General features: G+C 74.0%; 11 protein-coding genes. 5 read left to right on the forward strand and 6 right to left on the reverse strand.

Features of this window, described 5'->3' with window-relative positions; translation table 11 throughout:
• Positions 1–2: 2 nt before the first annotated feature.
• Positions 3–3,356 (reverse strand): SCO7613 C-terminal domain-containing membrane protein, encoded by a 3,354-nt coding sequence (locus HGA03_RS03660; RefSeq protein WP_168628805.1) that lies wholly within the window; start codon positions 3,354–3,356, stop codon positions 3–5.
• A 1,162-nt stretch (positions 3,357–4,518) separates the two neighbouring features.
• Between HGA03_RS03660 and HGA03_RS03665 the strand changes: the two genes are divergently transcribed.
• On the forward strand, positions 4,519–6,294 hold the full coding sequence (locus HGA03_RS03665) for a pyruvate dehydrogenase (RefSeq protein WP_239073587.1): 1,776 nt from the start codon (positions 4,519–4,521) through the stop codon (positions 6,292–6,294).
• A 329-nt stretch (positions 6,295–6,623) separates the two neighbouring features.
• On the opposite strand, the gene HGA03_RS03670 is transcribed toward HGA03_RS03665, so the two are convergent.
• Complete coding sequence (locus HGA03_RS03670) at positions 6,624–7,289, reverse strand: FadR/GntR family transcriptional regulator (protein WP_239073586.1); 666 nt, start codon at positions 7,287–7,289, stop codon at positions 6,624–6,626.
• Between the two features lie 233 nt (positions 7,290–7,522).
• Between HGA03_RS03670 and HGA03_RS03675 the strand changes: the two genes are divergently transcribed.
• From HGA03_RS03675 to HGA03_RS03685, 3 genes are all read left to right on the forward strand, one after another.
• Positions 7,523–8,047 carry a gluconokinase gene (locus tag HGA03_RS03675; protein WP_168628808.1) on the forward strand — a complete coding sequence of 175 codons (525 nt, stop codon included), beginning with the start codon at positions 7,523–7,525 and terminating at the stop codon, positions 8,045–8,047.
• On the forward strand, positions 8,047–9,429 hold the full coding sequence (locus HGA03_RS03680; protein WP_168628809.1) for a GntP family permease: 1,383 nt from the start codon (positions 8,047–8,049) through the stop codon (positions 9,427–9,429). Before HGA03_RS03675 ends, HGA03_RS03680 begins: the two co-directional genes overlap by 1 nt.
• Positions 9,430–9,522: 93 nt before the next feature.
• Complete coding sequence (locus tag HGA03_RS03685; RefSeq protein WP_168628810.1) at positions 9,523–10,074, forward strand: hypothetical protein; 552 nt, start codon at positions 9,523–9,525, stop codon at positions 10,072–10,074.
• Positions 10,075–10,129: 55 nt separating this feature from the next.
• Here HGA03_RS03685 and HGA03_RS03690 read toward each other — a convergent pair whose 3' ends face one another.
• Positions 10,130–10,432, reverse strand: coding sequence for a YtxH domain-containing protein (locus HGA03_RS03690; protein ID WP_168628812.1), 303 nt, complete (start codon positions 10,430–10,432; stop codon positions 10,130–10,132).
• A 61-nt stretch (positions 10,433–10,493) separates the two neighbouring features.
• Entirely contained in the window at positions 10,494–11,300 is an 807-nt protein-coding gene (locus HGA03_RS03695; protein ID WP_168628813.1) for a tyrosine-protein phosphatase, read from the reverse strand.
• A 142-nt stretch (positions 11,301–11,442) separates the two neighbouring features.
• Here HGA03_RS03695 and ppk2 point away from each other — a divergent pair, with 142 nt between their 5' ends.
• The gene (gene ppk2, locus HGA03_RS03700) at positions 11,443–12,243 is read left to right on the forward strand and encodes a polyphosphate kinase 2 (RefSeq protein ID WP_203767430.1); all 801 of its coding nucleotides are present in this window, start codon (positions 11,443–11,445) and stop codon (positions 12,241–12,243) included.
• A 15-nt stretch (positions 12,244–12,258) separates the two neighbouring features.
• Here the strand turns inward: ppk2 and HGA03_RS03705 are convergent, their stop codons facing one another.
• Both HGA03_RS03705 and HGA03_RS03710 read right to left on the reverse strand, forming a co-directional pair.
• On the reverse strand, positions 12,259–13,017 hold the full coding sequence (locus HGA03_RS03705; RefSeq protein ID WP_239073585.1) for a DUF1206 domain-containing protein: 759 nt from the start codon (positions 13,015–13,017) through the stop codon (positions 12,259–12,261).
• A gap of 86 nt (positions 13,018–13,103) precedes the next feature.
• Positions 13,104–14,357, reverse strand: a complete 1,254-nt coding sequence (locus tag HGA03_RS03710; protein ID WP_168628815.1) for a sodium:proton exchanger — start codon at positions 14,355–14,357, stop codon at positions 13,104–13,106.
• Positions 14,358–14,554: the final 197 nt, after the last annotated feature.

Below are 14,554 nucleotides of genomic sequence, written 5' to 3' on the forward strand. Positions count from 1 at the left end.
GGTCAGCGCAGCACCGGTCGCGCCTCCCCCTCGGCGGGCTTGCGGCGTTCGGCGTAGATCCCGAGCACCAGCAGCAGCCCGCCCGCGGACAGCAGGGTCAGCAGCCACGGACCGGCCGAGATCGCACTGCCGAGCTGGGTGCCGAAGACGCTGAGCACCGCCAGGCCCAGGGTGACCGACCCGATCACCAGGGGTGCGCGCAGCAGCTCGCGGGCACCGGCGACCATGAACACCAGGGACAGCGCGACGACCAGGATCGCCCGCCAGGTGACCGGGTCGGTCCAGATCGCCAGCAGCGACGGGCCGAGCGTGGCGGCGACACCGGGTGCCAGGGTGGCCATCGAGCCGCGGAACCCGACCGGCCAGGCGCGCGGTCCCGGGCGGTCGTCCCCGGCGCGCAGGGCCAGCAGACCGGCCAGGGTCAGTCCGAGCCCGAGCGGCAGCGCGTAGACCTCGACCCGCAGCTCGCGCAGGCTCCAGCCACCGATCGCCCAGGCCACCGCGATCAGCCAGCCGAACCAGGCCGGTGGCAGCACCAGCCGCCCGCCGGGCCGGACCGCGAGCACGGTCAGCGCGAGGGCGGCCAACTCCAGCGCCAGCGCCACCCAGACCACGGTCCAGGTCGGCCGGACCGCGCTCAGGCCGGCGATGGTGAACGCCGCGAGCGCCGGTGCCGACGACCACGGACGCCAGGCGGCCGCGCGGCGCGCGGTGAGCAGCAGCCCGGCCAGGGCCAGCAGTGCCGCGCCGATCACCGCCCAGCCCAGGGCCGCACCGAAGACCGCGGCGTTGCGGGCCTCGGTCGCCCACGGGGTGTCGACCGCCAGCCACACCGCCCGGACCGGACCGGCCAGCGCGGCGGCCCCCGCGGCCCAGGCGAGCGGGTCGGTCAGCGCGCCGAACACCGGGCGCAGCCGAGGACGGCCAAGCCAGAACGCGAGCCCGGCCAGCACTGCGGCACCGGCGAGCAGGACGGTCGCCCGGATGTCGATCTCCCGGCCGGCCAACAGCAGGACCAGGGTCGGGACCACCAGCAGCGCGAGCCCGGACGCGGCCAGCGGCCACCAGCGCTCCGGGCGGCGGCGGGTCAGCCAGCCGCCGACCAGCACCGCGGCCAGCGCGGGCGGCACGGTGTACGCCTCGACCAGGCCGATCCCGCCCCAGGCCAGCGCGGTCCACAGCACCCCACTCCAAAGGGCCGCCGCCACCCACCACACCGGCCGGCGGTCGGAGCGGGCCGCCACCGCACTCGCCCCGGCGGCCAGCACGGCGGTGACCACCAGCACGGTGTCCGCACCCGTGGTCGGCCACGCCCACGCGACGACCAGGATCGCCGCGCCGGTGCCCAGCGCCGACCACTCCAACGCGATCCGGGCGGAGGCGATGCCGCGGCGCGCCAGCAGGCCACCCATCCCGGGCGCCCCGACCGCGACGACCGCCGACAGCACGGCCAGCACCGGCAGCAGCACCGGGGAGGCCGATCCGGGCAGCAGCATCGCCCCGGCATTGACCGCCGCGACCACCAGGGTGGGCAGCAGCGCCGCCGCGGTCAGCACCCGCAGCTCCCCCGGGACCGGCCGGGTCCGGGTCGCGAGCAGCACGGCCTCGGCGATCGCGAGCGCGGCGGCGGTCCACCCGGCGGCCCAGCTCCGGTCGGCCAGCGTGGTCGCGCACGCCACCGTCACCGGCACCGCCGCGACCACCAGCACGGCGAGCCAGGATCCGGTGTCCACCCGGCGCGCCGGAGTCAGCGCGAGCATGAGGGCGACCAGCACGACGGCCAGCACCCCGGCGATCGTCGGAGCGGACCACTCCAGCCAGGTCAGCGCCACCGCCGCGACCAGCGACGGCCAGATCACGGCCACCAGCACCGGCACCCATCGCAGGTCCGGGCTGGTCAGTCGGCGCAGGCGCAGCGCCAGCACCGGGATCACCAGACCGGCGATCAGCGCCGTCGGCCGCGACACCCAGCCGAGGATCGCCAGCAGCGCAAGCTGCCCGACCGCACCGGTGAGCAGGATCGAGAACCACGGACCGGGCCGCGGGACCCGCCGGGCGGCCTCGACCAGCGCCACCGCGACCAGCAGCTCGCCGGCCAGCAGGGCGCCGGACCACGGCCGCAGCAGCACCGGCAGCATCCCGGCCACCACCAGGACGGACACCGGTGCCAGCACCCGGCCCACCGTGCGCTCCCACGCCGGGCGCGGTTCGCGCCGGAACTGCGGCGGCGACATCGGGGTCGCCGGGGGCATGACCACCCGCGCCACCCGGTCGGGCAGCCGCAGCCGTTCGGTCAGCAGGGACAGCCCGAGCAGACAGCCCGCCGCGACCAGCGCCCGCCACGGCCCCGCCTGATCACCGTCGAACACGCCGATCGGCAGCAGCTCCGGCACCCGCGCCGCTGCGGTCTGCTCGACCAGCACCGCCACCGCGACGGTCGACTCCAGCACCGACACCGCACTGACCAGCACGGCGACCGCCCCGCCCAGCACCGCGGCCCGGTGCAGCGGACCGTTCCGCCACCGCCCGCCCGCCGACACCAGCGCCAGCCAGACCACCGAGGCCGCCACCGGCACCAGCGCCCCGGTCGGCGCCGCCGCGGCGAACGCAGCCGCCGCACCGACCAGCAGGAACCCGCCCATGCCGAGCCAGAACCGGCCACCCTCCGACCACGCCTGGACGGCGGTCAGCACCGCGGTCACCGCCAACCCGAGCCCCAGACCCACGAACACCAGCACCGGCACCCCGTCCGACACCGTGCTGCCCGGGTCGAACCGGGACACCGCCCCGGTGACGAACAGCGGCAGCAGACCCAGCAGCGGCACCGTCCAGGCGACCAGCACCATCGACTCGGCCTGGGTCCGCACCCCCACCGAAGACGCCACCCGCTCGCGGAACGGCCGGCGCACCAGCGTCGTCGCGGCGGCCAGCGCGATGCCGACCACCAACCCGGTCACGTCGCCGGTCGCCGCGCCGAGCAGCAGCGGCACCACCGGCAGCACCACCACCAGCGACGCCCACGCCCGCAGACCGGTCCGGCGGCCCGCCAGCACCCCGCCGGCCACCACCGCGGCGACCCCCAGCGCCGCCACCACCGGGCGCGCATGCCCGTGCACCAGCAACGCCAGCACCCAGCAGTCCACCAGCGCCAGCGCCGCCGTCAGCCACGCCACCGCCTGCGCCGACGACCGCAGACCGCGGCGCAGCAGCAGCCAGGTCCCGGCCGCGGACATCCCGGTGGACAGCACCAGCACCCCGGCGCGCAGGAACGGGCTGTCCGCCACCAGGAAGAAGCCGAACACCAGGGCGGCGACGGCGAACATGGCCGATCCGGCCAGCGCGAAGATCGCGCTCACGTCGACCGGGGCGGGGACAGGTACACCGGGGGGCGGCGGGACCGGGCCGCCGGGGTAGCCGGGGCGGCCGGCCGGCGGGTAGGGGCCCGCCTGGGGCGGGGCCCCGGGGCGGCCCGGCGGGTACGGAGCCCAGTAGGGCGCGGCGCCGGGGCGGGGTGCCGGGCCAGGGCCACCAGGCGCACCCGGGGCTGCCGGCCCACCCGGGTAGGACGCCGCTACACCCGGGGCTCCCGGCCCACCGGGGAAGGACGCGGCCGCGCTCGGACCAGCCGCCGCACCGGGACCAGCCGTCGCGCCCGGATAGGACGCGGCAGCACCTGGACCTCCCGCCGCACCCGGGTCAGAACCCGCCCCCGGACCTCCCGCCGCACCCGGAGCCGCGCCCGGGTGGCCGTACCCTCCCGACGCACCGCCCGGGTGAGCGGGTGCACCCTCCGCACTCGGCCCGCCGGACACCCCGGGCGCGCGATCCGGCCCGCCAGTCGCACCCGGGGTTCCGGTGCCCCCCGCGCCCGGCGCGACCCCCGCACCCGGATACCTGACCCAGCCGTCCGGGCGCCCCTGCCCATCCGGCACCGCGTCTCCCCGCCCGCCCGTGCCCGCATCGGACCGCTCCGCCCCGCGCTCCCCCGCGGCCGGCAGCAGATCCGCCACCCGCCAGCCCGACCCGTCCTCGCCGGCCCGGACCAGGCCCTGCCGCTCGCGCACCTCGACCACCGTGTGGTCGTGCCGGCCGAGGGCGGCGGCGACCGCGTCGGCGACCTCGGCGAGCTGGATGCCGTCGTCGCCGTCGAGTCGCAGGCCGCACCGGGTGCAGGCGGGGCCGGTCAGGGGCGCGGCGCAGTCGGGGCACCGGGTGTAGTCGAGCAGCCGGTGGCGCAGGGCGTTCTGCCAGGAGTTCTCACGCACGTCCCGGAGCGTCCCACTATCGAACCCGCGATGTGGCGCTGCACACAGTTTCTGCTCAGGGTCGGACGGTTCGGGCGTTCTTCTCCATGGTTTCCGCCGTCCGGGACCGGCTCGCCGGGCGGGGGTCGTCCGGGCGGGGCAGGGTGGAGGCACCTCGGCGTGACCGACCAGACACCCAGCCGACTGGCAGCGCGCCAAACATGGGATGACTATCGGAACAGGGCCCACCATCCGCAGACCGAGGGAGCAGACCGTGGCACGGACCATCAGCATCGCCGACCAACTCGTGGCGCAGATCGTCGCGGCGGGAGCCCGGCACATCTACGGCATCGTGGGCGACAGCCTGAACCCGGTGGTGGACGCGGTCCGCCGCGCGCAGAAGGACGGGGTGGACATCAGCTGGGTCCATGTCCGGCACGAGGAGGCCGCCGCCTTCGCCGCCGCCGCGGAGGCCGAGCTGACCGGGACGCTCGCGGTGTGTGCGGGCTCCTGCGGGCCGGGCAACCTGCACCTGATCAACGGCCTCTACGACGCGAACCGCAACCGGGTCCCGGTGCTGGCGATCGCCTCGCACATCCCGAGCGCCCAGATCGGCACCCAGTTCTTCCAGGAGACGCACCCAGACCGGCTGTTCGTGGAGTGCTCGGTGTACTCCGAGATGATCTCCAGCCCGGTGCAGGCCGGCCGGGTGATCCGCTCGGCGATCCACCACGCTTACGGGGCGCCCGGGGTTGCAGTGCTCACCCTGCCCGGTGACGTCGCCGACATGGAGTCGCCGGTGCCGGCCACCGACGTGCTGACCCGCCCGGTGCCGCCGCGGGTGGTGCCGGACGCCGCCGAGGTCGCCGCGCTGGCCGAGGCGATCGACGGGGCGAAGAAGGTCACGATCCTGGCCGGCGCCGGGGTGAGGGACGCGCACGACGAGGTGATCGCGCTGGCCGAGCTGATCGGCGCGCCGGTCGGCCACAGCCTGCGCGGCAAGGAGCACATCCAGTACGACAACCCCTACGACGTCGGGATGACCGGGCTGCTGGGCTACGGCGCACTGCAGTCGTCGATGGACGAGGCGGATCTGCTGCTGCTGCTCGGCACCGACTTCCCCTACGACCAGTTCCTGCCCGCCGACGTCCGCACCGCCCAGGTCGACATCGAGCCGACCCGGCTGGGCCGCCGCACCCGGATGGACCTGGCGGTGGTCGGCGACGTGGCGGAGACGCTGCGGCTGCTGTTGCCCCAGGTGCAGCGCAAGACCTCGCGCCGGTTCCTGGACTCGATGCTGAAGAAGCACCACAAGGCGATGTCCGGTGTGGTCGGCGCGTACACCAAGGACGTCGAGCACCACACCCCGATCCACCCGGAGTACGCCGCGGTGCTGCTGGACGAGGAGGCCGCCGAGGACGCGGTGTTCACCGTCGACACCGGGATGGGCAACGTCTGGGCGGCCCGCTACCTGACCCCCAACGGTAAGCGCCGGGTGATCGGCTCCTTCCTGCACGGGTCGATGGCCAATGCGGTGCCGCACGCGATCGGCGCCGCCTTCGCCGCCCGGGACGACCGGGACGCACCGCAGAAGCACGTGGTGGCGATCGCCGGCGACGGTGGCCTGTCGATGCTGCTCGGCGAGCTGATCACCCTGGTGCACTACAACCTGCCGGTGAAGATCATCCTGTTCGACAACGCGACGCTCGGGATGGTCCGGCTGGAGATGCTGGTGGACGGGCTGCCGAGCTTCGGCACCGATTCACCCGCGATCGACTACGCGGCGGTTGCCCAGGCGGTCGGCATCCCGGCGGTGCGGGTCGAGGACCCGACCCAGATCCGGTCCGCGCTGCGCCAGGCGTTCAGCCACGACGGCCCGGCGCTGGTCGACCTGGTCACCGACCCGCGGGCGCTGTCCCTGCCGCCGAAGATCACCCGCCAGCAGGTCACCGGTTTCACCGCCGCGATGAGCAAGGAGATCCTGGGCGGCGGCATGGCCGAGGTGATGTCGATGGCCCGGTCGAACCTGCGCAACGTGCCGCGCCCCTGACGCGCACCGCCCGCCCAGCCCTCGCTCCCTGCTCCCCGACCCTCCCTCGGGCCCGGCTTCCTCATCGAGGTTGCACGAATGCACGCTTCCGGGGCCGGGAGGCGTGCATTCGTGCAACCTCGGTGAGACGGGGACGGGGAGCGGGGTCGGTTTCGAGTATTCGGGCGAGTTCGGCGCGGCGGACGAGCGCCACAAGGTCCGGCAGGGGCCGGCCCGGCAGGTCAGGGCGCGGCGAGGTCAGGTCCGGCGCCGGTTCCGGAGCCCCGGCCGGCGACGGCCAGGGAGGTCGGGTTCAGCCGCGGGCGCGGGCCCCGCGGCGCCGGGCGCGGTCAGGCGAGTTCGTTCAGTGCCGCGCGGATCTCCCGGGTGATCCGGCCCATCGCCTGCTCCGCGGCCTCCGGGTCGCGGGCCCGGATCGCCGCCGCCACCGCCTCGTGTGCGGCCAGCGCCTCCTCGCGGGGGTGGTGCGGCATCAGGCCGTGCCGGGTGCGGCCGGCCAGCACCTCGGCGACCACCTCGGTGAGCGCCTGGAACATCTCGTTCCCGCTGGCGGCGAGCACGAGGTGGTGGAACATGATGTCCGCCTCCAGGAACTCTTCCGTCACGCCGGCCTCACCGAGGTGCCGGAGCCGGGCGGCCAGGTCCACCAGGCGGTCGGCCTGTGCACCGTCGGCGTTCCAGGCGGCCGAGGCGGCGGCGACCGGTTCGATCGCGGCGCGCAGTTCGGTCAGCGAGCGGAGCTGCGCCACCCGGTGCGGGCCGGCCAGCCGCCACCGGATCACCTGCGGGTCGAAGACCGCCCAGTCCCGCGCGGGCCGGACCACCAGGCCGACCCGGCGCCGGGAGGTGACCAGTCCCAGGTGCTCCAGCGAGCGCATCGCCTCCCGCGCGACGGTGCGCGAGATGCCGAACCGCTGCTGGATGCCCTCCAGGGTGAGCACCTGGCCCGCGGCCGGCTGCCCGGAGGCGATCTCGGCACCGAGAGTGTCGGTCACACGGCTGTGCAACACCTCAGGCACGGCTGACTCCTGTTCCGGGCCTGCGGGCCCACCTGCACGGTCGCACCCCGCCGCGCGGGGCTCCGCCGAGCATGCCAGGGTCACCTCGGTGCCGACCAACCGGGCCTCGGTTCTGGTATGACCATGGGGTTCCAAAGATCGTATTTTTGTGCCACAGTGGCCGGCACCGGACACAGCGCCCGGACAATGACGTTCTGAGGAGGTCACCCATGTCCGACGTCCAACACCTGGTGGTGATGGGGGTCGCGGGGTCAGGCAAGACCACCGTCGCGCAGATCCTCGCCGACCGGCTCGGCTGGCCGTACGCCGAGGCCGACGAGTTCCACCCGCAGGCGAACATCGACAAGATGTCGGCGGGCACCCCGCTGACCGACGATGACCGCTGGCCCTGGTTGCAGGCCATCCGGGACTGGCTGACCGAGCAGACCCGGGCCGGCCGTAGCGCGATCGTCACCTGCTCCGCGCTCAAGGTCGCCTACCGGGACGTGCTGCGCGAGGCCGAGGGCCGGGTGCGGTTCGTGCACCTGGACGGCACGATCGAGCAGATCGGCGAGCGGATGTCCGGTCGCAAGGGCCACTTCATGCCGCCCTCGCTGCTGCCCTCCCAGTTCGAGACCCTGCAGCGACTCGGCGACGACGAGGACGGCGTGGTGATCCCGATCGCGATCTCCCCGCAGTCCGTGGCGGACGCCGCCCTGCGTGAGCTCGGCATCGAGGCCCGGAGGACCGCCTGATGAGCACCGCACTCCTGGTCGCCGCCGTCGAGGCCGGCCCGGTCGCCTCCACCGGCCGCCTGGTCACCGCCGCCGTGATCGGCATCGCCGTGCTGGTGGCGCTGATCGTCTGGCTGAAGCTGCACCCGTTCCTGTCGCTGATGATCGGCGCCGCGGTGCTGGCCGTGATCGCCGGCCTGCCCTACACCGACGCCTTCACCTCCTTCACCACCGGGCTCGGCACGACAGTCGCCGGGGTCGGCATCCTGATCGCCCTGGGCGCGATCATCGGCAAACTCCTGATCGACTCCGGCGGTGCCGACCAGATCGTCGACACCATCCTGGCCAAGACTCCGGCCAAGCGACTGCCGTGGGCGCTGGCCTTCGCCGCGTTCATCATCGGCATCCCGCTGTTCTTCGAGGTCGGCGTGGTGCTGCTGATCCCGGTGGTGATGCTGGTCGCCCGGCGGTCCAAGCTGTCGATGATCGCGGTCGGCATCCCGGCGCTGGCCGGTCTGTCCGCGCTGCACGGCCTGGTGCCGCCGCACCCCGGACCGCTGATCGCCATCGACGCGCTGCAGGCCAATCTGGGCCTGACCCTGGGCCTCGGCCTGCTGGTCGCCGTGCCGACCGTCGCGGTGGCCGGCCCGCTCCTGGCCAAGCCGATGAGCCGCTGGGTGCCACTGGACCCGCCGACCGAGATCCTCGGCGCCGGCGACCGGGACGAGGACGCCAAGCGCCCCTCGTTCGGCATCGCGATCACCGTGGTGCTGCTGCCGGTGGTGCTGATGCTCGCCAAGACCCTGGCGGAGACGATCGGCTTTGAGGACACCGCCGTGGGTCAGGTGCTGGACTTCATCGGCACCCCGCTCGAGGCGCTGCTGATCACCTCGCTGGTCGCGCTGGTGCTGTTCGGCACGCTGCAGGGCCGGACCCGTAGCCAGGTCAGCAAGCTGGTCGACTCCTCCTTCGCGCCGATCGCCGGGATCCTGCTGATCGTCGGTGCCGGTGGTGGCTTCAAGCAGACCCTGGTGGACACCGGCGTCGGCGACGTGATCGCCAACGGCCTGGCCGACGCGCCGATCTCCCCGCTGCTGGCCGCCTGGCTGGTCGCGGTGCTGATCCGGGTCGCCACCGGGTCGGCAACCGTGGCGACCGTCACCGCCGCCGGGATCGTGGCGCCGCTCGCCGAGGGCCTGTCCCCGAGCCACGTCGCCCTGATGGTGCTGGCGATCGGCGCCGGGTCGGTGTTCCTCAGCCACGTGAACGACGCGGGATTCTGGCTGGTCAAGGAGTACTTCAAGATGACCGTCGGCCAGACGTTCAAGACCTGGTCGCTGATGGAGTGTGTGCTGTCGGTGACCGCACTGATCGTGATCCTGTTGCTCAGTCTGGTCATCTAGACCACCCGGGCGGCACCGGCGGGGTACTCGACCCGACCCGCCGGAGCCGCCCGGACTCGCGTCCGGGCCCATCGGTGAGGCACGCTGGCCCGCATGTCCTTCCTCGATCGTCTGCGTCGTCAGGAACCGCAGCCGCTCCCCGCCCCCGGCGACCAGGTCCACCCCGGCTACCGCCCCCGGTTCAGCACCGAGTGCCAGAGCATCTGGACCGAGCTGGTGCCGGAGCACGGCCGCTGCACCGTCCTGCAGGGCGAACTGCTCCGTGCGGTGCAGTCCCTGGCGGAGGAGGCGCAGCACAACGGCAACATCAACTGGGACCGCGACTTCGAGCGGTTCTGCGACCTGCTGCACACCCACCTGCACGACGCGGCACTGCCCGCCGAGGAGTGGGCCGCCGCCGATCGTGACCTGGACGTGCTGCGCCGCTACGGCCGGGTCGCCTATGCGATGAAGCCGGACTGGGCCCGGGACGAGGACTACCCGGACCCCGCGGTGCCGGAGCCGTTGACCGAAGACCTGGCGCAGGGCCTGCCCGCCTACGTCCACGACGACGTCTACGACCACCTGTCCGACTGCGTGGCCCAGGTCGCCCGGGCGCACCCGCGGCCGATGCACTACGCGGCACCGGCCGACCAACTCCGCTGAGCGGAATGGCCGGCCGGTGAGTCCCGCCGTGGCGGGCCGCTGACGGGAGTGGCGGTCAGCCGCCGAGCGACCCGGACCGCGTCGTGCCATCCGGCGGCGTGCTGCGCACCTCCGGCTCGGGCGTGCGGGAGAGGGTGCTCTTGACCGCGTCGACCGCCTTGTCCTTCAGCGCACCGGCCTGCTCCTTGGCGAACTGCGCGGCGCCGGTCTCCAGGTCGTCGACCCTGGACTGCACCCGGGGGTCGTGCCACAGGCTGGAGGTCCAGCCCTTGATCTGCTCGTACCGGGCCCGGCCGGCGCGGGTGCCGAGCACGTAGCCCAGTGCGGCACCGACCACGAACGCGCTCTTCGCCTTCATCGCGGATTCCTCCCTCGTTGCTGGGGTTCCACGCTAGGCGAGCCCGGCCGGTCCCGCCCGCTCAGCCGCGGGGGTCGACCAGGCGGTGCCGCAGGGCCGTGACCAGGCCGTCGGTCAGCCCACCGGCGCGCAGCACCTGCTCCAGACCACCGTCCTCCTCCCGGGCGAGGTCGAGCATGGCGGCCATCGAGCGCGGGTCGGCACCCATCATCGGCGGCAGATCGGTCACCGGGACCCGGCTCAGCGCGGCGAGGGCGGCCGCCTGCGGTCCGTCCAGCATCTCCGCGGACATCCCGTGCACCGACATGATCCGGCTGTAGATCGCGTGCAGGTTGTCGGCGGTGCGGCCGTAGTCGGCCACGATGGTGTCCTGCTCGGCGCCGAGGGCGGTCAGCACCGAGGCGACCAGCACCCCGGTCCGGTCCTTGCCGGCCGCGCAGTGCACCACGGTCACCCCGGAGGCCGCCGCGATCATCCCGAGCAGGGCGACGATCGCCGGGGCGTTCTCCCGCAGCATGGTCAGGTAGGCCCGGCCGACCGCGGTCACGTCCACCCGGGCCAGCTGCGCCAGGACGTCCTGGTCCGCGCCACCGCCGCCCCCGACCGTGTCGAAGATCGGCACGTGGTGGTAGCTGACCGGCAGCCGACCCAGCGGCCCGCGCCCGGTGGCCTCCGCCTCGGCGGCCGAGCGCAGGTCCACCACGTGGCTCAGGCCGTCCGACACCGCCTGGGTGGCCCATTCCTCGGTGACACAGGACATGTCGTCGGCCCGCCACAGCATCCCGGGACGGACGGTGCCGCCGGCGACCGGGGTACCGGCCAGGTCACGCAGATTCACCGGCGGGGACAGGACGGGGGTGGTCGTCATGGCGAACGCCTTCCAGCTCCGGCGGCCGGCCCGACGGCTGACGACCGGGTGGTCGGCGGGAACGGCACGCGCGTCCGGTCCAGGGTCGCAGACTCCCGCCGCTGCCCTCGACCTCGCCGCGCCGCCGGGCTACGGTCCGGACATGACGAAGCTGTCCCGGCAGGAGTACGAGGCCGAGTTGTACCGGCTGCAGTCGGAGCTGGTCACGCTGCAACGCTGGGTGCAGGCCACCGGCGCGCGGGTGGTGGTGATCTTCGAGGGCCGGGACGCCGCGGGCAAGGGCGGCACGATCAAGCGGATCACCGAGTACCTCAGCCCCCGGGTGGTCCGGATCGCGGCACTGCCCGCCCCCACCGGCCGCGAGCGCGGGCAGTGGTACTTCCAGCGCTACGTCGCGCACCTGCCGTCGGCCGGGGAGGTCGTGCTCTTCGACCGGTCGTGGTACAACCGCGCCGGGGTGGAGAAGGTGATGGGCTTCTGCACCGACGAGGAGCACGCCCGGTTCCTGCACCAGGCGCCCGGCTTCGAGCAGATGCTGATCGAGGACGGCATCCTGCTGCGCAAGTACTGGTTCTCGGTGTCGGACAAGGTGCAGCTCAAGCGGTTCCGGTCCCGGCTGGACGACCCGCTGCGGCAGTGGAAGCTGAGCCCGATGGACCTGGAGTCGATCCGCCGGTGGGAGGACTACTCCCGGGCCAAGGACGAGATGTTCGCGCACACCGACACCGCGGACAGCCCGTGGTTCGTGGTGGAGTCGGACTCCAAGAAGGCCGCGCGGCTGAACATGATCCACCACCTGCTGGCCAGCATCCCGTACTCCGACGTGCCGCACCCCCCGGTGGAGCTGCCGTCGCGCCCGGTGCGGACCGGCACCTACCGGCGACCGCCGCGCGAGCAGTTCACCACCGTGCCCGATCACGCCGCCCGGGTGGCCGGCGGCTGACCCGGACGCGGCGGCTCAGACCTCCGCGAACCGGGCCCGGGCGAAGGCGTACACCCCGTAGCAGGCGAAGCCGAGCGCGATCAGGCACAGCAGCACCGCCCCGAACGGCAGCCCGGCCAGCGTGTGCAGCGCCACGTCCATCCCCTGGGCCCGCTCCGGGTCGGCCTGGATCGCCGCGACGATCACCAGCACCCCGACCACGACCAGGGCGACCCCCTTGCCGATGTACCCGGCCTGCCCGGCGCGCTCCACCGCGGTACCCGGGTGCCGGCGCAGGTCGTCCAGGAACGTCCGCCGCCAGCCCTTGACCACGTGGTATCCGCCGACCCCGACGATGCCGGCGCCGACCAGCCCGACCAGCACCCGACCGGGCACCGAGCCGAGCAGCCCGGCGGTCGGCGTGCCACCCGAACCGGCGCCGGCGAGCACCTGCACCGTGGTGGCGGCCAGCACGGCGTAGACCACGGCCTTGCCGCCGGCCTTGGCCCGGTCCGCCGCGTCACCGTGCGCGATCGCGTCCACCGCCTGCCACAGCGCGAGCAGCACGAAGCCGGCCAGCAGCACCACCAGCAGTACCCGGCCGGCGCCCTCGGAGCCGAGCTGGGCCAGCGCACCCTGCTGATCGGCCTCCTGCCCGCCGGACCCGAAGGCCAGCCGGACGGTCACCCAGGCCAGCAGCAGGTGCAGCACACCGCTGGCCGCATAGCCGAGCCGGGCGCCGCGTTCCAGCAGCGGGTGGTCGCCGGCGCGGCCGGCCGCCGCGCGCACCGTCACTGGTCGCCTCGTGTCTGGGCCATCGTGGTGGGTCCTCCCCGTCGATCCGAGGGCCCATCAGAGCACGGGGCGGCACGGCCCGCAGGTCAGACGCCGAGCAACTCCGGCTCGGCCCGCTCGGCCCCGGCTCGCCGGAACGGGGCGGTCAGGGTGGGCAGGATCTGCCGCCGGTGCCGGGCCAGCACCACCGCCGCGATCACCAGGTACACCACGGAGAGCACGAACCGCCCGGTGGTGCCGGTGACCACGAACTGCACCGCGAACAATCCGAGCAGCGTCCAGGCCGACCAGCGGGCGAACCGCAGCGAGATCAGGATCGCCACGCCCATCAGGGTCTGGGCCGCGGTCAGCAGCATCTCCTCGGTCTGCCGGGTGTCCAGCACCAGGCTCGCCGACCCGCCACCGGCCAGGTAGGCGATCGGCAGCGAGCCGACCAGCAGGGTCCACTGGTTGATCTTGGAGGAGATCAGGGTGGCGATCGCCGCGGTGCCCTTGCCGCGCCAGGCGAACAGGATCGCGACGATGAACTCCGGCGCCTCGGAGGCGAGCGGGGCCAGCCACTGCACCAGCAGGAACTCGTCGATGCCCAGCTGGGTGCCCGAGGCCACCAGCGACTCGGCGAACGGCTCCGCGCTGGCCAGGATCACCAGTGCGGCGAGCACGAACAGCGCGACCACCAGCGGCCGGCGCCGATTGCGGGGCAGCGCGCCGATCACCGCGGCGGTGCCGATCAGGTCCGGCTCCTCCGCCTCGCCGCGGGTCAGCCGGTACAGGTAGAAGCCGAACCAGCCGATCATCGCCAGGCCGAACACCAGGTGGATGTGCCCGGTGGCCGGGATGACGAAGGCGGCGACCCCGGCGATCAGCAGGAAGCCGAGCTCCAGCCGGTTGCCCGGTTCCAGCGCCAGCTGCCGGGTGGGCTTGCGGCTGACCCGGCCCGCGACGTACAGCGAGACCAGCACCACCAGCGGCCAGCCCAGGCCGAGCAGCAACCGGTTCGAGCCGGTCATGTTCGCAGCGGCGTACTGCACGTAGGCCGGGTCGTGGCCGGCGGTGTAGGCGTAGAACAGGTCGACGGCGTACTCGGGCAGCACGGCGATCAGGGCGAGCACCGCGATCGCGAAGCCGCCGGAGACGTCGACCTGGGCGGCCTCCGCGGCCCAGGCCAGCACGAAGGAGGCGGCCACCACGGCGGCGCCGTACAGGACGAGCTGGATCAGCGGGTCGGGGTGGCTGCCGGACAGCCGCAGCACGAGCGCCGGGGCGGCGATCAGCACGGCGATGGTCAGCGATCTGACCAGTACCCGCAGCGGCGGGACGGCGAGGGACCTGGCGGACATGGTGGTGTCGGGACCTTCCGGACTGGCGGCAACCAGCCGAAGCACCGGGGCTCCGGCCGACCGCGAACAATGACGGTTCGGCCGAAGGTCTCGCCCACCGGATCGGCGCGATGACCGGGTGCTGCGGCACCAGTGTGTCGACCATCGCTGCCGGTCAGCGCCTGACCGGCCGGGCTACTCCCCTTCGCGGGCGCCAC

Origin of the sequence: Cellulomonas denverensis, from assembly GCF_012396125.1 — a bacterium.
GTDB lineage: Bacteria > Actinomycetota > Actinomycetes > Actinomycetales > Cellulomonadaceae > Cellulomonas > Cellulomonas denverensis.

Coding starts and splice junctions, on each gene's coding strand:
- ppk2 (WP_203767430.1), top strand. CDS start 11,443: ATGACGAAGCTGTCCCGGCAGGAGTACGAGGCCGAGTTGTACCGGCTG.
- HGA03_RS03690 (WP_168628812.1), bottom strand. CDS start 10,432: ATGAAGGCGAAGAGCGCGTTCGTGGTCGGTGCCGCACTGGGCTACGTG.
- HGA03_RS03680 (WP_168628809.1), top strand. CDS start 8,047: ATGAGCACCGCACTCCTGGTCGCCGCCGTCGAGGCCGGCCCGGTCGCC.
- HGA03_RS03695 (WP_168628813.1), bottom strand. CDS start 11,300: ATGACGACCACCCCCGTCCTGTCCCCGCCGGTGAATCTGCGTGACCTG.
- HGA03_RS03710 (WP_168628815.1), bottom strand. CDS start 14,357: ATGTCCGCCAGGTCCCTCGCCGTCCCGCCGCTGCGGGTACTGGTCAGA.
- HGA03_RS03675 (WP_168628808.1), top strand. CDS start 7,523: ATGTCCGACGTCCAACACCTGGTGGTGATGGGGGTCGCGGGGTCAGGC.
- HGA03_RS03685 (WP_168628810.1), top strand. CDS start 9,523: ATGTCCTTCCTCGATCGTCTGCGTCGTCAGGAACCGCAGCCGCTCCCC.